Source organism: Klenkia brasiliensis (genome assembly GCF_900100695.1).
Taxonomy (GTDB): domain Bacteria; phylum Actinomycetota; class Actinomycetes; order Mycobacteriales; family Geodermatophilaceae; genus Klenkia; species Klenkia brasiliensis.
In genome coordinates this window covers 583,531-604,670 of the sequence record NZ_FNCF01000001.1, presented here as the reverse complement: position 1 = coordinate 604,670, position 21,140 = coordinate 583,531, and the positions used below count along the sequence as shown (strand labels likewise).

At 75.8% G+C, this 21,140-nt stretch carries 12 protein-coding genes; 9 read left to right on the top strand and 3 right to left on the bottom strand.

Translation table 11 applies throughout. The features are described from left to right. The first annotated feature begins 245 nt into the window (after positions 1 to 245). The 7 genes from BLT39_RS03030 to BLT39_RS03000 all read left to right on the top strand — a co-directional run bounded on the left by BLT39_RS03030 (position 246) and on the right by BLT39_RS03000 (position 15,746). A complete protein-coding gene (locus tag BLT39_RS03030) occupies positions 246 to 1,790 on the top strand; it encodes a sugar transferase (protein WP_091058328.1) in 1,545 nt (514 codons plus the stop codon). Positions 1,791 to 2,369: 579 nt separating this feature from the next. After that, complete coding sequence (locus BLT39_RS03025; protein WP_207507537.1) at positions 2,370 to 3,572, top strand: DUF1972 domain-containing protein; 1,203 nt, start codon at positions 2,370 to 2,372, stop codon at positions 3,570 to 3,572. Then, positions 3,569 to 4,354, top strand: coding sequence for a CDP-alcohol phosphatidyltransferase family protein (locus tag BLT39_RS03020; RefSeq protein WP_091058321.1), 786 nt, complete (start codon positions 3,569 to 3,571; stop codon positions 4,352 to 4,354). The genes BLT39_RS03025 and BLT39_RS03020 overlap by 4 nt, the downstream gene beginning before the upstream one ends. Continuing rightward, positions 4,351 to 4,989 (top strand): DUF4352 domain-containing protein, encoded by a 639-nt coding sequence (locus BLT39_RS03015; protein WP_091058318.1) that lies wholly within the window; start codon positions 4,351 to 4,353, stop codon positions 4,987 to 4,989. The genes BLT39_RS03020 and BLT39_RS03015 overlap by 4 nt, the downstream gene beginning before the upstream one ends. A 221-nt stretch (positions 4,990 to 5,210) precedes the next feature. Further along, positions 5,211 to 10,934, top strand: a complete 5,724-nt coding sequence (locus tag BLT39_RS03010) for a PKD domain-containing protein (RefSeq protein ID WP_091058314.1) — start codon at positions 5,211 to 5,213, stop codon at positions 10,932 to 10,934. Between the two features lie 227 nt (positions 10,935 to 11,161). Continuing rightward, on the top strand, positions 11,162 to 14,431 hold the full coding sequence (locus BLT39_RS23225; RefSeq protein WP_131801386.1) for a PKD domain-containing protein: 3,270 nt from the start codon (positions 11,162 to 11,164) through the stop codon (positions 14,429 to 14,431). A 61-nt stretch (positions 14,432 to 14,492) separates the two neighbouring features. Next, positions 14,493 to 15,746 carry an MATE family efflux transporter gene (locus BLT39_RS03000; RefSeq protein WP_242658114.1) on the top strand — a complete coding sequence of 418 codons (1,254 nt, stop codon included), beginning with the start codon at positions 14,493 to 14,495 and terminating at the stop codon, positions 15,744 to 15,746. A gap of 12 nt (positions 15,747 to 15,758) precedes the next feature. Here the strand turns inward: BLT39_RS03000 and BLT39_RS02995 are convergent, their stop codons facing one another. The 3 genes from BLT39_RS02995 to BLT39_RS02985 are packed head-to-tail and all read right to left on the bottom strand — an operon-like array spanning position 15,759 to position 19,532. After that, complete coding sequence (locus tag BLT39_RS02995; protein WP_091059370.1) at positions 15,759 to 16,901, bottom strand: glycosyltransferase; 1,143 nt, start codon at positions 16,899 to 16,901, stop codon at positions 15,759 to 15,761. Then, positions 16,894 to 18,138, bottom strand: a complete 1,245-nt coding sequence (locus BLT39_RS02990) for a hypothetical protein (protein WP_091058308.1) — start codon at positions 18,136 to 18,138, stop codon at positions 16,894 to 16,896. The genes BLT39_RS02995 and BLT39_RS02990 overlap by 8 nt, the downstream gene beginning before the upstream one ends. Continuing rightward, positions 18,135 to 19,532 (bottom strand): YveK family protein, encoded by a 1,398-nt coding sequence (locus BLT39_RS02985; protein WP_165640104.1) that lies wholly within the window; start codon positions 19,530 to 19,532, stop codon positions 18,135 to 18,137. The genes BLT39_RS02990 and BLT39_RS02985 overlap by 4 nt, the downstream gene beginning before the upstream one ends. Positions 19,533 to 19,843: 311 nt before the next feature. Between BLT39_RS02985 and BLT39_RS02980 the strand changes: the two genes are divergently transcribed. Next, positions 19,844 to 20,305 carry an FAD synthase family protein gene (locus BLT39_RS02980; RefSeq protein WP_091058299.1) on the top strand — a complete coding sequence of 154 codons (462 nt, stop codon included), beginning with the start codon at positions 19,844 to 19,846 and terminating at the stop codon, positions 20,303 to 20,305. A gap of 80 nt (positions 20,306 to 20,385) precedes the next feature. Next, positions 20,386 to 21,129, top strand: coding sequence for a hypothetical protein (locus BLT39_RS02975; protein WP_091058295.1), 744 nt, complete (start codon positions 20,386 to 20,388; stop codon positions 21,127 to 21,129). The last annotated feature ends 11 nt before the right edge of the window (positions 21,130 to 21,140 follow it).

Genomic DNA, 21,140 nt, shown 5'->3' with positions numbered 1-21,140 from the left:
TGGGGTGGCGACCTGGATGACCTCAGAGCGACCGGTCCGTGACCTGGCGTAGTGGCAGCAGCTCCGTGACGATCCGTCACGCCGTGGGTCGGCACACGTTGGGGTGGTCCGCGCAGGAACCCCTTGCCCGACACCTCACGGACGGTCACTGTGTGCCCGGACGTCAGGCGGTGTTCACCCGCCGATGGCGTGGTCACGGCGGCGGGGGCCGCTGCGACCGGTCACGACGAGTGAGGGGACGACGCATGCGGGTGGAGCTGCACGGCGGGGGGCCGTCGGCGGTGGACGCGAGCGGGACCACCTCGTTCGTCACCCAGCGTGCACTCCTCGCCCGTCCGGGTGACCAGCTCCGCCCGCCGGCTCCCGTCGGCGACCCCGGCCGCGCCGACCGTTCGCCGCGGCCCGGCTCCTGGGTCCGCGGCTACCTCGCCGGGCTGGTCGGCGCTGATGCCGCCCTCGGCGCGCTGGCCGGCGTCGTCGTGGTCACCCAGACCTGGAGCAACCCGCGCGACGTCCTGTTCTGGGTGTGCGCGGCGCTGCCGCTGCTGTGGCCCGTGCTCGTCGGCCTCGCCGGCGGGTACGCCGCCCGGGTGGCGGCGCTGGGCCGCGAGGAGCTCTCCCGCGTGCTGCGCGCCGGGGTGGTCGTGCTGGCCGCCACCGGGTTCACCTCCTACGCCTTCGAGCTGTCGCTGTCCCGGCTGCTCGTCGCGGTCGTGCTTCCCGGCCTGGTCGTGGCCTCCCTGGTCGTGCGCTACGTCGCCCGAGCCCGGCTGCGCGCCCTGCGCCGCGCCGGCCGCTGCACCAAGCGGGTGCTGCTCGTCGGCCGCGGCACCGCCGTCCTGGGGCTGGCCGAGCGGCTGGCCGCCGACCCGTCGTCCGGGCTGGACGTCGTCGGTGCGTGCGTCACCGACGCCGACCGCCGGCACGTCGCGGGCGTGACCGGGCTGCCGGTGGCCGGCCTGGAGGACGTCCGGTCCCTGGCGCTCGAGGTCGGGGCGGACACCGTGGCGGTCACCAGCGCCAGCGAGACCGCGGCCGAGTACCTGCGCCGGCTGTCCTGGGACCTGGAGGGCACCGGGCTCGAGCTGCTGGTCGCCCCCGGGCTGATCGAGGTCGCCGGCCCGCGGCTGCACATCCGCCCCTACGACGGCCTGCCGCTGCTGGCGGTGGAGCAGCCGCGCTTCGAGGGCTGGCGCCGGGTGGTGAAGACCTCGGTCGACCGCGGTCTCGCGCTGGCCGCCGTCCTGGTGCTCGCGCCGGTGCTGCTGGCCCTCGCCGTCGCCGTCCGGCTGGACAGCCCCGGGCCGGTGCTCTTCCGCCAGGAGCGGGTCGGCAAGGACGGCCGGACCTTCTCGATGATCAAGTTCCGCAGCATGGTGGTGGACGCCGAGGTGCAGCTGGCGCGGCTGCAGGCGGCCAACGAGTCCGACGGGCTGCTGTTCAAGATGCGCCGCGACCCGCGGATCACCCGGGTCGGGCGCTGGCTGCGCCGGCTCTCGCTGGACGAGCTGCCCCAGCTGTTCAACGTGCTCGGCGGGTCGATGTCGCTGGTCGGGCCCCGGCCGCCGCTGCCGGTGGAGGTCGCCCGCTACGACGGCTCGACCACCCGGCGCCTGCTGGTCAAGCCCGGCCTCACCGGGCTGTGGCAGATCTCCGGGCGCAGCGACCTCTCCTGGGAGGAGTCGGTGCGGCTGGATCTCCGCTACGTGGAGAACTGGTCGCTGGCGATGGACGCCTCGATCCTCTGGCGCACCGGCCGCGCCGTGCTGTCCTCCTCCGGCGCCTACTGACGCGGGAGGTCGGCTCAGATGCCGGGCCGGCGTGCCCCGCAGCGGCAGGAGTACCGGGTGCTCGGCTCGCACCACGCGGTGGTGGCCGGGCGGAACCAGTGCAGGTGCAACCGCGCGCGACGCGTCTCGATCATCGGGCTCCCCGTCCAGTCCGGCGAGACCGGTCCGGCTCGCCCGGCGCAGTCTGCACGGTTCCGGTCTCACCCGGAAGGGCCAGTTCTGGACCGGTTCGGGTGGGCGCACCGGCGCGCGTGCACGCAGCGTGATCGGTCGCACGCACTGTTGCCGTCCCGGTCGCCGGCCGTACCCCGGCCGTCCACACCCCGGCCACGGACGACGGCGCGGAACCGGCCCCACCGGGTCCGGACCACGCCACCCGGTCCGCACCGTCACGTGACGGTGGGTGAGGGCGCGGCCTGCTCCGTGTGGGTGAGGTCACCGCCCGATCCGGGTCCCGCGCGCCCCACGAACCCCAGCCGGCCCCACCCGGGCGGGTGACGGGCAGCTCCAGACCGGCTCCACCAGGGCCGATGGGTCCGAGACTCAGCACTCCCGCAACGAGAACAGATGGAGGCGACCGTGCGCATCGCACTGGTGGGCACCCGAGGTGTCCCGGCCGCGTACGGCGGATTCGAGACGGCCGTCGAGGAGGTGGGCCGCAGGCTCGCCGACTCCGGCCACGACGTCGTCGTGTACTGCCGCACCACCCCCGGCTCGTCCGCCGAGCAGCCGGCCACGCACCTGGGCATGCGCCTGGTGCACCTGCCCGCCGCCCGCAAGCGCGCGCTGGAGACCCTGTCGCACACCGCGCTGTCCGTCGGCCACCTGGTCACCCACCGCACCGACGCCGCGTTCGTGTTCAACGCCGCCAACGCCCCGCTGCTGCCGGTCATCCGCGCCGCGCGCATCCCGGTCGCCACGCACGTCGACGGCCTGGAGTGGAAGCGCACCAAGTGGAGCGGCACCGGCCAGAAGTACTACCGGATGGCCGAGTCCCTCGCCGTCCGCTGGTCCGACGCCCTCATCGCCGACGCCCAGGGCATCGCCGACTACTACACCGAGGAGTTCGGCGCCCCGACCGACCTCATCACCTACGGCGCCCCGGTCATCGACCCGCCCGCCGACCGCCTCGCCGAGCTCGGGCTCACCGCCCGCGGCTACCACCTGGTCGTCGCCCGCTTCGAGCCCGAGAACCACGTCGCCGAGATCGTCGAGGGCTACACCGCCAGCGGCGCCACCCAGCCGCTGGTCGTCGTCGGCTCGGCCCCCTACTCCGACGAGTACACCGCGCGGGTGCACGGCCTGGCCGACGGCCGCGTCCGGTTCCTCGGCGGGGTGTGGGACCAGGACCTGCTCGACGTCCTCTACGCCCACGCCACCACCTACCTGCACGGGCACTCCGTCGGCGGCACCAACCCCTCGCTGCTGCGCGCCCTGGGCGCCGGCGCGACCGTGCTGGCCTTCGACGTGTCCTTCAACCGCGAGGTGCTGGGGGTCGCCGGCCGGTTCTTCGCCACCGCCGGCGACATCCCGGCGCTGCTGGCCCGCGCCGAGGACGACCCGGCCAACGCCCGCAAGCGCGGTGCGCAGGCCCGCGAGCGCGCCGCCGCCTACGACTGGGACGACGTCGCCGCCCGCTACGCCGACCTCGCCCGCCGCCTGGCCGCCCGGGAGTTCCCGCGCCGCCGTCCGGCCGGCAAGCGGGCGACCCAGCCCGAGCCTCCGGTCGTCGAGCCGACGCCGCAGGGCGACGGGCCGGCCGACCTGCGCTCCGTCGCGTGACCGCCGTGCTGTCCCCTGCCCGCCGCCCCGAACCGGGGGAGACCGTCGGCGCCACCGTGCGCCGGCTGGCCGGCGCGCAGAAGGGCGCCAAGGGCGCCCCCGCCTACTCGCGGTTCGTCAACCGGCCCATCGGCCGGGTGCTGGCCGCGCTGGCCTTCCACCGCGGGCTGACCCCCGACGCGGTCACCGGCCTGAGCGCGGTGTGCACCTTCACCGGCCTGGCCGTCGTCGCCCTCGCCCCGCACACCTGGCTGACCGGCGTGCTGGTCACCGCCCTGCTGGTGCTCGGCTACGCGCTGGACTCCGCCGACGGGCAGCTGGCCCGGCTGCGCGGGGGCGGGTCGCCGGCGGGGGAGTGGCTGGACCACGCGGTGGACTCGGCCAAGGTCGTCGCCGTCCACCTCTGCGTCCTGGTCGGCCTCTACCGCACCGGTGAGCTGGCCCCCGGCTGGTTGCTGGTGCCGCTGGGCTTCGCCGTCGTCGCGGTCACCCACTTCTCGCTGACCCTGCTCAACGAGGCCCTGCGCGCCCAGCACGGCGCCCGCACCCGGGCGGCCCGCGCCGTCCCCGGGGAGCGGCCCAGCGTGCTGCGCTCCCTGCTCGTCGCGCCGACCGACTACGGCGTGCTGTGCCTGGTGTTCGTGCTGCTCGGCGCGACGCCGCTGTTCCTCGCCGCCTACGGCCTGCTGGCCCTCGGCACCACCGGTTACCTCCTGCTCGCGCTCCCGCGCTGGCGGAACGAGATGGCGGCCCTCGGTCGCCAGGACGGGACGACGTCATGAGCTCGCCCACCACCACCCGGCGGCCCTCCCGCCGGCTGCTGGCCCTGGTCGGGGCGGGGGTGGTCGTCGTCCTGGCGGCCGTCGCCCTGTTCCTGTCCACCCGGGACGGCGGGCAGGACACCGCCGCGGCCACCCCGACCACCGTCCCCGGTGACCCGGTGAGCTCCGAGCCGGCGCCGACCAACCCGCCCACGCCGGAGCCCTCGGGCCCCACGGCCGACGCGACGGACCTGCCGCCGACCCTGTCCGCGGTCGGCCTGTCCGACCAGGCCGCGGTCGGCGACGGCGTGACCGGCCGGCTGGTGTCGGTCGAGGCCGTCCAGGGCAGCGGCAACGGCGTCGGCAACGTCGACGGCCCGTCCCTGCTCGTCACCGTCGAGCTGACCAACGGCACCGACGCCCCGGTCTCCTTCGACGCCGTCGCCGCCGAGGCCTACACCGGCGCGGACATGGTCCCGGCGACGCTCCTGGACGACCCGCAGGCCAACCCCCTCCGGGGGACCGTGGATCCGGGTGACTCGGTCACGGGGAGTTACGTGTTCTACGTCCCGGAGTCCGACCGCGGCGACGTCACGATCCAGGTCGGCTACCAGGCCGGTGCCCCGTACCTCGTGTGGAGGGGCGCGGTGTCGTGACCCGCCGGGTCTGAGACACGCCCGGTCGACCTGCGAGAACCCGGTACCACCGGTACCCGGGGTCACCCAGCGCGACCGGGCAGGAGCGCAACCGCTCCGACACGTGCGAATTCACCCGAACGGGGGCGGATTCCCTCTGGTGTCGGATTCAAACACCACGCAGAGTCATAACCCGATGCCGGGCGCCTGGGGGCATGCCGGCCAGCGAGATCGAGAGACCCATGCGCACCACTGCACTCCCCGGCGCGTTCCGCGCCGCGGCCGCCGGCCTGCTGGCCGCGGCCCTGTCCGTCGGTGTCCTGGCCGGGGCGCCGACCCCGGCCCACGCCGACACGGCACCGGTGGCGAACCCGACGACGGGCACCACCCCGCCGTCGACGGTCACCGCCGACGCGCTGCCGACCACCCAGATCAACGGTGTGGCCTGGGACCAGCTGGTCATCGGCAACACCGTCTACGTGGCCGGCCGGTTCACCACCGCGCGCCCGGCCGGGTCGGCGGCGGGCAGCAACGAGGTGTCGCGGAACAACCTGCTGGCCTACAACCTGCAGACCGGCGTCCTGGTCTCCTCGTTCAACCCCAACCTCAACGCGCAGGCCTACGCCCTGGCCGCCAGCCCCGACGGCAAGACGCTGTACGTGGGCGGTGAGTTCACCAAGGTGGGCGCCACGACGCGCAACCGCATCGCGGCCTTCGACGTCGCCACCGGTGCGCTGACCTCCTTCGCCCCGAGCGTCTCGGGCGTGGTCAAGGCCATCGGCGCGACCAGCTCGGCGGTCTACTTCGGCGGCACCGTCACCGCCGTCGGCGGCACCAGCCGCACCCGCCTGGCCGCCGTCACCCCCGCCGGCGCGCTGCTGCCCTGGGCCCCGGTGCCCGGCGTCGGCCCGACCGACGGCAACCGGCTGCCCGACAACCCGACCCGCAACGCCCAGACCAGCAACGAGGTCAAGTCGCTGGTGCTCACCAACGGCGGCAGCCAGGTCGTGGTCTCGGGCAACTTCTACACGCTCAACGGCCAGGCGGCCTCCGGCGTGGGCGCCCTCGACGCGGCCACCGGTGCGACCAACCCGTTCCAGATGGGCACCCTGATCACCAACCAGGGCATCAACTCGGCCGTCTACAGCCTGTCCACCGACGGCACCACCGTCTACGGCACCGGCTACGACTACTACGGGCCGGGCAACCTCGAGGGCTCCTTCGCGGCCACCGCCGCCGGCGGCGTGCTGCAGTGGGTCAACGACTGCCACGGCGACACCTACTCCAGCGTGCCGTTCAACGGCGCCCTGTACATGGCCGGGCACCCGCACACCTGCGAGGTCATCGGCGGCTACCCCGAGCAGGACCCGCGGGTGAGCAAGTACGCCACCGCCGTGTCGCTGACCCCCCAGGGCACCCTGCCGTGGGGCTCGTGGGGCGGTCGGCCGTCCCCGCAGCTGCTGCACTGGTTCCCCGACCTGAACGTCGGCTCGATCACCGGCGCCTACCAGGCCGGCTGGGACGTCACCGCCTCCGGTGACTACCTGCTCTACGGCGGCGAGTTCACCCGCGCCGGCGGCACCGGCCAGCAGGGCCTGGTCCGCTTCGCGATGCCGTCCGTCGCCCCGAAGAAGGTCGGCCCGGTCTCCGACGCCGGCATCACCCCGACCGCGCTGTCGGTCGCCGCGGGCTCGGTCCGGGTCACCTGGGCCTCGGCCTACGACAACGACAACGCGAACCTGACCTACCGCGTCTTCCGCTCCGACAAGCCGAGCACCCCGGTCTACGAGACCACCGCAACCTCGGCCTGGTGGACCCGCCCGACCCTGGGCTTCGTCGACCGCAACGTCACCGCGGGGACCAGCTACACCTACCGGGTCACCGTGGTCGACCCCGACGGCAACAGCGTCACCCGCGGCAGCGCCACGGTGCGGGCCTCCTCGGCGACCCTGCCGGCCTACTCCCAGCGCGTGATCGCCGACGGCGCCACCGCCTACTGGCCGCTGGAGTCGGTCACCGGCACCACCACCTACGACTACGTGGGTCTGAACGACGTCACCACGGCCGGTGGGCTGACCCAGTCCGACGGCTCGCCGACCTCGACCACCTCGCTGACCGGTGACGGCACCGGCGGGGCCCGCGGCACCGCGGCCTCCTCGGCCGCGGCCGTGCAGGCGCCGAACACCTTCAGCCTCGAGCTGTGGTTCAACACCACGTCGCCCTCGGGCCGGCTGGCCGGCTACGGCAACTCCAACACCGGTGGCAACGGCTCCTACGACCGCCACCTGTACCTGGACGGCAGCGGGCACCTGGTCTTCGGCGTCTACACCGGCGCCACCGAGACCATCCGCACCAGCCAGGCGGTCAACGACGGCCAGTGGCACCACGCGGTCGCCGAGCTCTCGCCCGAGGGCCAGGTCCTCTACGTGGACGGCGTCAAGATCGGCACCGACCGGCGGGTGACCGCGGGTCAGGACTACCGCGGCTGGTGGCAGCTCGGCTCCGGCAACCTCGGTGGCTGGGCCGACCGCTCGGACTTCAGCGGCCAGCTGGCCCAGGCCGCGGTCTACCCGACCGCGCTGACCACCGCGCAGGTCCGGGACCACTACACCGCCACCGGTCGCACGCTGACCACGGCGCCGGCCCCGGCCGACGCCTACGGCGCCGCGGTCGTCGCCGACGAGCCCAGCCTGTTCTGGCGGCTCGGCGAGTCCGCCGGCCAGGACAGCGCGGCCGACCTCTCCGGCAACGGCAACACCGGCTCCTACCGCGGCGACGTCCCGCGCGGCCAGGCCGGCGTCCCGCTGGTCGGCGTCACCGGCAACACCGCCGTGGACCTGGACAACCGCTTCGGCTACGTGGTGGCGGCCAACCGGTCGGACAGCCCCTCGACCTTCTCGGTCGAGTCCTGGTTCAACACCACCTCCACCCAGGGCGGCCGCATCGTCGGCTTCGGCAGCACCCAGGACCAGTGGAGCAACAACTACGACCGGTTCGTCTACATGTTCAGCGACGGCCGCCTGCGCTTCGGCGTCTGGGGCCCCGGTGAGCAGGTCATCGACACCCCGCGCAGCTACAACGACGGCGACTGGCACCAGGTCGTGGCCACCTTCGGTGCCAACGGCATGGCGCTCTACGTCGACGGCCAGCTCGTCGGCTCCGGCCCGGGCAGCAACGTCGACGCCTACGACGGCTACTGGCGCGTGGGTGCCGACAACATCTGGGGCGGCGCGGGCACGGCCTCCCTGGACGGCCTCGTCGACGAGTTCTCCGTCTTCGACAAGGTGCTGACCCCGGCCCAGGTGGCGGCGCACTGGACCGCCGCGGGCCAGGCCTCGTCCACCCCGACGAAGCCGGCCGACGCCTACGGCGCCGCCGTGTGGGACTCCAACCCCACGCTGTTCTGGCGGATGGACGACGCGGCCGGCTCCTCCGCCGCCGCCGGGTCCGCCCCGGCGGGCGGCCGGGGCACCTACACCGGCAACCCGACCCTCGCGGTCGCCGGTCCGCCCCTGACCGGGACGTCGGCGAACACCGCGGTGTCCTTCGACGGCGTCGACGACGGGCTGTACTCCCGCACGCAGGTGGTCAACCCGCTCACCTTCACCACCGAGCTGTGGTTCCAGACGACCACGACCCGGGGCGGGAAGCTCATCGGCTTCGGCACCAACCAGTCCGGGGGCAGCGGCGGCTACGACCGCCACGTCTACCTCGAGCCGTCGGGTCAGCTGACCTTCGGCGCGTGGACCGGCCAGGCGAACACCGTCACCAGCCCCGCCGCCTACAACGACGGCAAGTGGCACCAGGTGACCGCCACCATGGGCGCCGACGGCATGAAGCTCTACGTCGACGGCAACCTGGTCGGCACCAACCCCAACACCGGTGCGCAGGACTACGCCGGCTACTGGCGGGTCGGTGGTGACAACAGCTGGTCCGGTGACCCCTACGTCAAGGCGACCATCGACGAGGTCGCGGTCTACGACCGGGTCCTCCCGGCCGCCGAGGTGGCCGCGCACTTCACCGCCTCCGGCCTCGGCCCCGACGCCACCCCGGTGGCCCGGTACACCGCGACCGTCGACGGGATGAGCGCCACCTTCGACGCCTCGACCTCCTCCGACGTCGAGGGCCCCATCGCCACCTACACGTGGGACTTCGGCGACGGCAGCAGCTCGACGGGCACGCCGGTCACGCACCGGTACGCCACCGCCGGCGACCACCAGGTCACGCTGACCGTCACCGACTCGAAGGGCCAGACCTCCACCTCGACCCAGACGGTCACCACGACGGCCCCGCCGCCGAACCGCGCCCCCGCGGCCGCCTTCACGGCGACCGCGACCGGGCTCGGGGTGGCCGTGGACGCCTCCGGCTCCACCGACAGCGACGGCACCGTCGTCGACTGGACGTGGGAGTTCGGCGACGGCAGCACCCAGGTCGGGAAGACCGCCACGCACACCTACGCCTCCGACGGCACCTACGTCGTCCGGCTGACGGTGACCGACGACGACGGCGCCACGGCGTCGACGACGCAGTCGGTGACGGTGGCGGCGCCGAACCAGGCGCCGACCGCGGTGGCGACGGCGACCACGGCCGACCTGGTCGTGACCCTGGACGGCCGCGGTTCCTCCGACGCCGACGGCACCGTCGCCGGCTACGCCTGGGACTTCGGTGACCAGTCCACCGGCACGGGTGCGCAGACCACGCACACCTACGCCGCGGGCGGCACCTACACGGTGCGGCTGACCGTCACCGACGACGACGGCGCGACCGGCACCACGACGACCCAGGTCACCGTGGCCCCGGCCCCGCCGGCCAACGTGGCGCCGACCGCCGCCCTCACGGCGACGACCAGCGACCGCACGGTCAGCGTCGACGGCCGCAGCTCCACCGACACCGACGGCACCATCGCGTCGTGGTCGTGGGCCTTCGGCGACGGGGCCACCGCCACCGGGTCGACGGCGACGCACGCCTACGCCACGGCGGGCACCTACACGGTGACCCTGACGGTGACCGACGACAAGGGCGCGACCTCGACGGCGACCCGCGACGTCGTGGCCACCGACCCGCCGAACCGGGCGCCGTCGGCCTCGGTCAGCGTGTCGGGCAGCGCCCTGACGGTCTCCGTCGACGGCCGCGCGTCCTCCGACCCCGACGGCACCGTCGCCTCCTGGGCGTGGTCGTTCGGCGACGGCGGCACGGCGACCGGGTCCACGGCGTCGTACACCTACGCGACGCCGGGCGCCTACACCGTCACGCTGACGGTGACCGACGACCGCGGGGCCACCGGCTCCACCACCCGTGAGGTAACCGTGGCCCCGGCCTCGCCGACCGTGCGGGCGTCGGACGCCTTCGGCCGGACGGTCAACGGGGGCATGGGCACCGCCGACGTCGGCGGCGCCTGGATCGCCTCCTACGGTGCGGCCCGCCTCTCGGTGACGCCGGGCACGGCCCAGCTCGCGCTGACCAGCCCGACCAACCAGACGGGCGCCTACCTGCAGGGTGTCGCGTCCACCGCGGTGGACGTGCGGACCTCGGTCTCCCTGTCGGGTGCGGTCACCGGGGGCGGGACGACGGTCTACGTCGCCGGCCGCCGGGTGGGGCTGAACCAGGAGTACCGCCTGCGGCTGCGCTACCAGGCCAACGGCGCCGTCGGCGTCGCGGTCACCCGGCTGGCGGGCTCGGCCACGGAGACCGTGCTGGGCAGCGAGGTCACGCTGCCGGGCCGGTACACCGCCGGCCAGGTCCTCCAGGTGTCCCTGCGGGTCACCGGGACGGGCACCACGACGATCAGCGGTTCGGTCTGGGCCGACGGCAGCGCCGCCCCGACCGCACCGATGATCAGCCGGACCGACACCACCGCCTCGCTGCAGGCGGCCGGCTCGGTGGGCCTGACGGCCTACCTGTCCGGGTCGGCCACCAGCGGCACCGTGGCCCGCTTCGGTGCCCTCACGGTCACCGACGTGCCGTGACCTGAGCACGACAGCAGGACGGACGGGCCGCACCGCCACCCGGCGGTGCGGCCCGTCCGGGCGTCCGGCCCCGTCACGGCGGGTGACCGGGCACCGGACCCACCCGCGACGGCGTCACCCGGTCGGGAGCCTTCACCCCGATGGGCAGTACCGAGAGTGACCGTCGCGGAGCACGCTCGTCCTGGGCCGCACCCGGCCCGGCACCCCTCGTGAACGGTGAGACCCTGATGCGCACTGCCGAGCTCCCCGGCCGTCCGGCCCGGTTCCTCGTCGCCGTCCTGGCCGGCCTGCTGGCCGCCACCGTGGCCGGCACCCCGGCCCGGGCCGAGGGCAGCACCCCGACCGGGTCGACCGCCCCGGCCACCACGGTCTCGGCCGACGCCCTGCCCACCGTGCAGGTGGACGGCGTGGTGTGGTCCCAGGTCGTCGTGGGGAACACCGTCTACGTCGCGGGCCGGTTCGCCCAGGCCCGCCCGGCGGGTGCCGCCGCCGGCACCAACCTCACCCCGCGGGCCAACCTGCTCGCCTACGACATCCGCACCGGCGTGCTGGTGCCCGGCTGGGCGCCCTCGCTGAACGCCCAGGCGCTCACCATCACCGCCGCGCCCGACGGCTCGCGCATCTACGTCGGCGGCGACTTCACCACCGTCAACGGCGAGACCCGCCGCCGCGTCGCCGCGCTCGACCCGGTCACCGGCGCGCTGGTCCCCGGGTTCGCCCCCGCCGTCACCGCCTCGGTGCGGGCCATCGCGGTCTCGGCCGACACCGTCTACGTCGGCGGTGACTTCAACGCCGTCGGCAGCGTCGAGCGGCTGCGGCTGGCCGCCTTCTCCCCCGCCGGCCAGCTGCTGCCGTGGGCGCCGTCCACCGGCGTGGGCCGCAACCGCGACGGCAGCACCGCCGCCAGCGCCGCGGTCAGCTCGCTGGCGCTCACCGCCGGCCAGGTCGTCGTCGGCGGCCGGTTCGGGTCGATCAACGGCACCGCCACCAGCGGCGTCGGCGCCGTCGACGCCACCACCGGCGAGGTCCGGCCCTTCGCGATCGGCCAGCGGATCACCAACCAGGGCGACGACAGCGGCGTGACGAGCCTGGCCACCGACGGCACCACCGTGTGGCTGTCGGCCTACGACTTCTCCGGCCCCGGCAACGCCGAGGGCGTCCTCGCCGTGCAGGCCGCCGGCGGCGCCCTGGTCTGGGACGCCGACTGCCGCGGCGACACGTACTCCACCTTCCCGATGGGCGGCGCGGTCTACCTGTCCGGCCACACCCACGTCTGCAGCAACATCGGCGGTTTCCCCGAGGTCACCCCGCGGGTCAGCCGGTTCGGCCTGGCGTACTCGCAGGCCGTCGGCGGCACCGTCGGCAACGGCACCTGGGGCAACGCGAACTTCCGCGGCGCGCCCGCCCCGTCGGTCATGGACTGGTACCCCCAGCTGACCCCGGGCACGGTCACCGGCCAGGGCCAGGCCGGCTGGAGCGTCACCGGCACCTCGCAGTACGTCGTCTACGGCGGTGAGTTCCCCCGGGTGAACGGCACCGGCCAGCAGGGCCTGGTCCGCTTCGCCGTCCGGTCGCTGGCGCCGAACAAGGTCGGCCCGGCCGCCGACAGCCTCGCCGCCCCGACCGTGACCGCCACCGGCGCCGGCACCCTGTCGGTGGCGGTGACCACGACGTCCGACCGCGACGACCGCTTCCTGACCTACGAGCTCTACCGCGACGGCGGCACCACCCCCGTGGCCAGCCAGCAGGTGGACTCGCTGTTCTTCAAGCCGCAGACCGTCACGCTGGTCGACCGCCGGCAGACGCCGTCCTCGACGCACTCCTACGTGGTGCGCGCCGTCGACGCGACCGGCAACGCGGTCACCAGCCCCGCCACCTCGGGCACGGTCAGCGCCGAGCCGCTGCCCTCGGCCTACACCGAGCGCGTGGTCGCCGACGGCGCCACCTCGGCCTGGCCGCTGGGCACCGTCACCGGCGGCACCAGCCCCGACGCCACCGGCCGGGCGCCGCTGACCGTGCCCGCCGCGGTGCGGTCGCAGCCCACCGGGGCGGTCGCCGGCGACGACACCGGCTCCTTCCGGCTGGACGGCACGTCGGGCTCGCGCATGGTCGCCGGCGCGTCCGCCGGGGCCAAGGCCGCACCCTCGACGTTCTCCCTCGAGCTGTGGTTCTCCACCACCTCGACCACCGGTGGGCGGCTGGCCGGCTACGGCAGCTCCTCGAGCGGGTCGAACCTGACCTACGACCGGCAGGTCTACCTCGACGCCGCCGGCCGGGTCTACTTCGGCGTCAACTCCACCTCGCGCCGCACGGTGTCCAGCGCGGCCGGGTTCAACGACGGTGCCTGGCACCACGTGGTGGCCACCCTCGGCTCCGGCGGGATGACCCTGTGGGTCGACGGCACCCAGGTCGCCACCAACGCCGCGGTCACCGCGGGCAGCAGCTACACCGGGTACTGGCAGGTCGGCGGCGGGCCGCTGACCCTCTGGCCCGGGGCCGGCCGCACCGACCTGGTCGGCTCCGTGGACGCCGTCGCGGTCTACCCGACCGTGCTCACCGGTGACCAGGTCGCCGCGCACCGCCGCGCCGCCCTGCCCAACCAGGCGCCCACGGCGTCGTTCACCGCGACCACCACGGACCTGTCGGCCGCCCTGGACGCCGGCGCCTCCGCCGACGCCGACGGCCAGGTCACCGCATGGTCCTGGGACCTCGGCGACGGCAGCACCGCCACCGGCGCGCAGGTCACCCACGCCTACGACACCCCCGGCACCTACCGGGTCGCGCTCACCGTCACCGATGACCGGGGTGCCACCGGCACCACCGCGCAGGACGTCACGGTGACCCGGCCCGCGGTGTGGGTGCTGGCGTCGGACGCCTTCGCCCGCACCACCACCGGTGGCCTGGGCACCGCCGACACCGGCGGCGTCTGGACGGCGGCCAACGGCGCGTCCCGGCTCTCGGTGGACAACGGGGCCGCGGCCTTCGGGCTCACCGCCCCGGGCAACCTGACCGCGGCCTACCTGGGCGACGTCTCCGCCGCCTCGGCCGACGTCTCCACCACGGTCACCCTGACCTCGGCGCCCACCGGCGGCGGCACCTCGGTGTACGTCACCCCGCGCCGGGTCGGCACCAACCTGGAGTACCGGGTGCGGCTGCGCTTCCTCACCGACGGGACCGTGCGGGCCGGGGTCACCCGCCTGTCGGGCACGTCGACGGAGGCGCTGGTGGGCACCGAGGTGGTCGTGGCCACCGGCTACGTGCCCGGCCAGCCGCTCGCCGTCGACGTGTCGGCCGCCGGGTCGGGGACGACCACGGTGGCCGGGACGGTCTGGGCCGCCGGGACCCCCCGGCCCGCCGCGCCCTCGCTGAGCCGCACCGACGACACCGTGGCCCTGCAGGCCCCGGGCGGGGTGGGCCTGGCGGCCTACCTGACCGGGTCCTCGACCGCGGGGACCGTCGTCCGGTTCGGGCCGCTGACGGTCACCGCCGGCGCGTGACCTGCGACCACCCGGGCGCGCCGGTGCCCGGCCCGGGCACCGGCGTGCTGGGGTGGGCCCCGTGACCACCCCCGCGCCGCCGGCCACCGCCCCGGCCCCCGCCCGCGGGGGACGTGGCCGGCTGGTCGGTGCGCTGGTCGGGCAGGGCACCCTCGCGCTGGCCGGGCTGGTGCTGCAGGTCGCCGCGGCGCGGGAGCTCGGCGCGGCCGGGCTGGCCGCGTTCTCCCTGGTCTACGGCGCGGTCGTGCTGGCCACCGCGGTCACCAGCGGTCTGGTCGGTGACTCGCTCACCGTGCTCGACCGGCACGACCCCGGCGTGCGCGCCGCCCTGCACCGCCTGGCGCTGGGCACCGCCGGGGGCACCGGCCTGGCCGGCGGCCTGCTGGTGGTCCTCACCGGCTGGGGGTCGGCGTGGGCCGGGGTGTGGATCGGCGTCGCCACCGTCTCCTTCGTGCTGGAGGACCTGCTGCGCCGGCTGCTGCAGGCCGCCGGCCGGTACTGGCGGCTGCCCGCCGTCGACCTGTCCGGCGCAGGGGCCGCGCTCGCGGTGGTGGTCGCGCTGCGGGCCGGGGGGCCGCTGGAGGTCACCGACCTGTTCGTCGCCCTCGCCGTCGGCCAGCTCGTCTCCTGCGCGGTCGCGCTGGCGCTGCTGCCCCGCGGCGAGCGACCGGCCGGCCCCTGGCGCGACGCCGCCGTCGGCACCGTGCTGGCCTTCGGGGTGTGGCGCGCCGCGGGGCAGACCGTCCGCCCCGCCACGCTGACCCTGCTGCGGGGGGTGGTCATCGGCGCCGCCGGTGCCGCCGCCTACGGACCCGTCGAGGCCGCCCGGGTGCTCACCTCGCCCACCCTCGTGCTGGTCGCGGGCCTGGGCTCGTTCCTGCTGCCCTGGTTCGCCGGCGCCCGGCACCGCCCCGCCGCGCAGCTGCTGCGCCGCGCCGACCGGGCCGCGGGCGCCGCCGCGGTCGGGGTGGGCCTGGTCGTGCTGGTCACCGTCGCGCTGCTGCCCTGGCTGGGCCCCCTGCTGTCGGCCGGGGACTACGCCGTGCCGGCCGCCGCCGTCGCCGGCTGGGGCGCCTACGCGGTCACCGGCGCGCTGCTGCTGCCCTACGCCGGCCTGGCCTCGGTGCACGGGGCGCAGCGCGCGGTGCTGGGCTGGCGCGCGGTGGAGATGGCGGCGCTGGCTGGCGTCCTGGCGCTGGTCGTGCTCCGGCCGGGGGCCGCCGACTGGGCGCCCGCGGTGCTCGCGCTGGGCCCGGTGGCCGCGGCGGCCGCCGTCCGGTGGCGGGTGCTGGTGCCGCGCAGCCGGGCTGCCTGACCGGCCGGCGGCTCAGCGGGCGAGCTCGGTGACCTGGTCGACGACGGCCTGCCGGTACCGGTCCACCCCGAACCGCGCCACCGCGCGGTCGCGCCCGGCGGCGGCCAGCGCGGCCGCGGCGGTGCGGTCGGCGAGCAGCTCCTGCACGGCGTCGGCCAGCGCGGCCGGGTCGTCCGGGGGCACCGAGCGGCCGGTCTCGCCGTCCAGCACGATCTCCCGCAGGCCCTGCACGGCGCTGGCGACGACCGGGCGCAGCGCGAGCTGGCCCTCGACCGCCACGTTGCCGAACGGCTCGGCCCGCGAGGGCACCAGCACGACGTCGGCCCGGGCCAGCACCGGCCAGGTGGGGGAGGTGTAGCCGGCCAGCTCGACGTGCCCGGCCAGGTCCGGCCGGGACGCCCGCTCGCGCAGCTCGTCCTCGAACCACTCGTAGCCGGGGAAGACGCTGCCGTGCAGCTCCAGCCGGACGTCGACGCCGCGCTCCCGCAGCAGCGCCGCGGCCTCGACGGCGACGTCGCTGCCCTTGCGCGGGGCCAGGCGCCCGACCAGCACCAGCGTGGCCGGGCCGTCGCCGCGGTCGGCCGGCCGGGGTTCGGCGGGCGGGCCGGCGATGCCGTTGTGCACCACGCGGGTGCGCCCGGCCAGACCGCGCACGGCGTCGAGCAGGGTGTCGCGGGCGGCGTGGCTGTTCACCACCACCCGCCGGGCGAGCAGCAGCGGGGCGTTGAGCACGAAGCGCTGCCAGCGGGGCAGGTCGGACTCCGCCTCGTGCACGTGGACCAGCGCCGGCACCCGCAGGGCCGCGGCCAGCCCGAGCCAGGTGGGCACGGTGACGGTGTTGACGTAGACGACGTCGGGGCGCTGCGCGCGCAGCAGCCGCGACGCCGGGCGCACCCAGCGCAGGGTGTCGCCGACCAGGGTCAGCAGGCCGCGGGGGCGCAGCAGCGCCTTGCGCAGCACCGGGACCGGCAGCCACACGACCTCGGCGCCGGCCCCGCGCAGCGGTCCGGTCAGCGGCCCGTCGGCGGGCAGGGTCACGGTGACGTCCCAGCCGGCGGCGACCAGGCCGTGGATGCTCTCCACGAGCTGGAGGTCCGAGCCGTAGACGTCGGAGGAGGGGTGGGCGACCAGCGCCCGGCGAGCTCGATCAGCCACGGAGGTGCACCGGTCCACGGTCGAGGGCGCCGGGCGCGAGGGTGCGGCCCAGCTGCGGGGGAGGGGAGTCGTGCGTGCCGCGCTCCCCGGCGAGGGCGACCGTCAGCAGCACGAGCAGGGCCGGGGTGGCGTCGAACAACCCGCTCTCGAGCACGCTGCGCAGCACGACGAAGACCAGCAGGCCGGCGGCCACCGGCCACAGGGGGGCGGGCAGCCGGGCCAGCCCGCGGGCAGAGGCGATGACCCAGCAGAGCGCGACGAGCCCGCCGACGACGCCGGCCTGCACGAAGACCGACACCCAGCTGCTGTCCAGCAGCTGCTCGTTCCACCACTGCCCGGCGACCGGGATCAGCTTGACCGACAGGCCGGCGCCGAAGGCCCACTGCCAGGCCGAGGAGGCGAAGTCCAGCGCGGCGCCCCAGGCGACGAAGCGGGAGTCCAGGGTGCTGTTGCCCGAGGCGTCGGTGCGGTCGGTGAAGGAGCTGACCGCGCTGGTGGAGCCGACCACCAGGGCGCCGAGGGTGACCGCGAGGCCGAGCCCGACGACCAGGCCGACCTGCGGCCGCCTCAGCCGGACAGCGGCCACGGCCAGGGCGAGCAGCAGCACCGCCAGGGAGGTGCGGGAGCCGGTCAGCCAGAGCACGGCCAGCGCGCCCACGGCGACGACGGCCTGCCGGGCGGTGCCCCGGCCGAGCATGGTGGGCCAGGCGGCGCCGAGGACGACGACCCCGGCCAGCAGGGCGATCTCGTTGGGGTTCAGCGGCGGGATGCCGCCGAACAGTCGCCCGCCGGCCAGCGCGGTCGGGAGGCCGGACAGCGCGGCGACCCCGCCGACCAGGCCGCAGGCCCAGACGACCGCGGCGAGCATGACCGCCGGCCCCAGGGCCCGGACCAGCAGCCGGACGGTGACCGCGAGGATGGCCACCCGCACCGCGACCACGGCCGAGGGCACCAGCGTGCCGTGGCCGAGGGCGCCGAGCACGGACGCGACGAGGACGACGGCGAGCACCCAGGTGCTGCCGGTGCCGACCCGGCGGCCGGCGGTGGAGCGGTGGTCCAGCCGGAAGGCCAGCGCCAGCGCGACCAGGCTGACCAGCGCCTTCGCGGCGACCACGGGGTCGACGCCGCCGGAGAACACGTCCCCGCGGCGCCAGGCCACGCTGCCGGCCACCACGAGGAGGACGGGCAGCAGCGCGGCCGCCCGGGGCCGGGCGAGCAGCGACGGGGCGGCGCTCACCACTCGTTCGTGGGCGGGATGCGGACGGTGACCCGGGGACCGGTCCTCCGGGACAGCGCCGACACCCGGCGCGAGGCGCCCTTGACGCGGTTCGGGCGGGCGGTGGCGGGCTCGACCCGCGCCGGGCGGGCGGGGCGGGCCGCCTCGGCCGGCTCGTCGGTGACGGGCGCGGGCTTGACCGGTGAGGTGAGCCGGGTCCAGCCGGTGTCCTCGGTGGCCGGCCGGCGGGCGATCGCCGGGCGGGCCGGGGCCGCGGGGACGGCGGCGGGGGCGGCGGCCTCGTCGCCGCGGCGGCGGCGACGCCGGGTGGGGTCGGTGAAGACGATGCCGACCACGACGGCCTCGACGCCGTCGAGGAGCTGGCCGAGCTCGAACACGTCGACCCGGTCGGCCGACCCCGGCGGGCAGACGACGACGACGCCGTCGCTGCTGGCCACCTCGTCGCGCCAGGTGCTCAGGGCGGCGTCCGGGGGCACGGTGGTGAACACGACGTCGGGCCGGCGGGCCGCGGGCGCGTCGGACGCGGGGGCGTCGGTGTCCGGGGTGGTGGTCTGCTCGTCGGGGCCGCCGACGAGCAGGCCGCGGCGGGTGAGCACGTCGGTGAGGTCGGCGGTCAGCTCGGCCACGGCGGGGGTGCCGCGGTCGGTCGGGGCGGCGATGAGCACCCGCACCGGGCCGTTCTGCGCCCGGCGCTCGACCCGGCGGGCCAGCACCTGGGCGGCGCGGTCGCCCGGCTCGCGCCGGCCGCCGCTGGAGAGCACGTCGGGGACGGTGGCGCCCCACGCGGCGCGGACGTCGTCCGGCGTCCAGACCCGGGTGTCCCAGCGGTCGCGGACGACGGCGGCGGCGATGCCCGAGCCCAGACCGCAGACCAGGCCGAGGGCGACGAGCAGCGGGATCTGCGGGCTGGCCGGCGAGGTGGGGACGGCGGCCGGGTTGGTGACCGTGAGGGTGACCGGGCTGCTGCCCGAGCCGGTGGTCTCCAGCCGCTCGACGGCGGAGCTGAACTCCTCGGCGACGGCGTCGGCCACGTCGGCGGCCTGCTGCGGGTCCCGCAGGGTGACGGAGATGTTGATCTGGGAGGTGTCGACCGGGTTCTCGGCCTCGACGGCGGCGCGCAGCTGGGCCAGGGACATGGAAAGGCCCAGGGTGTCGCGGACCGGGTCGAGGACCTCGGCGCTGCTGGCGACGTCGGGGTAGCTCTTCACCCGCTGCTGCAGGAACTGGGGGCTGGTGCTCTCCGTGGTGCTGGAGACGAAGACCTGCGTCTGCGCCGTCCAGGTCTTCGGGCTCAGCAGGGCTGCGGCTAGGGCGACCAGCAGGCAGGCGAGCAGGCAGGCCGCCAGCCAGCGCCAGCGCCGTCCCACCACCGCGACGTACTCGCGCAGCTCCACCCTCGGTCCTCCGTGACGATCGACTCCCCGTGACCCAACGGCCACGTCCGGTGCAGGAACCTACGGCGGGAAGCCGCCCGTGGACCCCCTGGAGCAGGAGCCGGCCACCCGATCGGGGGAGAGGACTCCCCGCGCCCGCGTCGATGGTGCCAGACTCCGCATCACTCTCGGTGGTCGTCCCGTGACGACACCCCCGCTGTGATCAGCCAACTCTTCCGGGTGAGCTGTCGAGCGGCCGCGCCGAGCACTACGCAGAGTGGTCGCCGTCGCCTACGCTGTCCCTCGCTCCACCTGAAGCCCTGGAGGATCCCTTGCCCGTCATCGGGTACGCGCCCGGCGCCTACGACCTCTTCCACATCGGTCACCTGAACGTGCTGCGGCACGCCGCCGAGCACTGCGACCACCTCATCGCCGGGGTCGTCGCCGACGAGGTGCTGGAGCAGACCAAGGGCCGGCTGCCGGTGATCCCGCTCGCCGAGCGCATGGAGATCGTGGGCGCGCTGCGGTTCGTCGACCAGGTGCACGCCGAGGTCGTCCCGGACAAGGTCGAGACCTGGCGGCAGGTCGGCGGGTTCGACGTGATCTTCAAGGGCGACGACTGGCGCGGCACCGAGAAGGGCGACCGGCTCGAGGCCGACTTCGCCGCGGTCGGGGTCCGGGTGCACTACTTCCCCTACACGATGCACACCTCCAGCACGATCCTGCGGCGGGCCCTGGACGCGATCGACGCCCCGGAGCCGGTCGGCCGGGTCGCGCGCGCCCTCACCTCCTGAGCGACGGACCGGTCACCCACACGGGTGCACGCACGGTGAGCCTGCGTGCACGGGGTGTCCTGGCCCGGTAGGCAGTCCCGGTGACCGGGAGCCTGCTTCACACCTCGCGGCCCGCGGCGGCCGCGGCCCGCTGGCGGGTCCCGGTGCCGCCGTGGGCGCGGGTGGCCGCGCTGCTGCTGGTCGGTGCCGAGCTGCTGGGCTTCGGCCTGCGCGTGCTCGGCGCCCCGCGCAGCATCAGCCACCCGCTGTCGATGGAGCTGCCGTTCTCGCTGCCGCGGCTGCTGATCGCGACGGTGTTCGTGCTGGCGGCCGTCGCGGCGGCGGCCGGTGCCGCCCGGCTGCCCCGGCGGCGCTCCTGGTGGACCGCCGTCGCCCTGCTGTGCGCGCTCGCCGCGGTGGTCAAGGCCGGCAGCACGGTGCACAAGGCGGTGCTGGAGGCCGTCGACGGCTACACCCACCCGCTGCGCACGCTCGTCGGCTCGGCGGTGGTCGGCGTCGTCGTCCTCACCGGGCTGTTCTGGCTGAGCCGGGAGGAGCGCCGCGACCGGCGCCGGGTGCTGCGCTGGCTGGCCGCCTACGGCGTCGCCGCCGGCGGGCTGACGATCCCGTCGGCGCTGGCCGAGGCCGCGTGGGGCCACGGCAGCGCGCTGACCGCCGGCTTCGTCCTGGTCGAGGAGAGCGCCGAGGCGCTGACCGCGCTCGGGGTGCTGGTCGCCGTCCTGGTCGGCTGTGCCCCCCGCCTGGTCTTCCCGGCCGGGCGTGAGCTGCGTCGCACGGACGACATCGGGAGCCCCGCACCGGACCGGCGGGTGCCGGGCGCCTGACAGGATCGGTC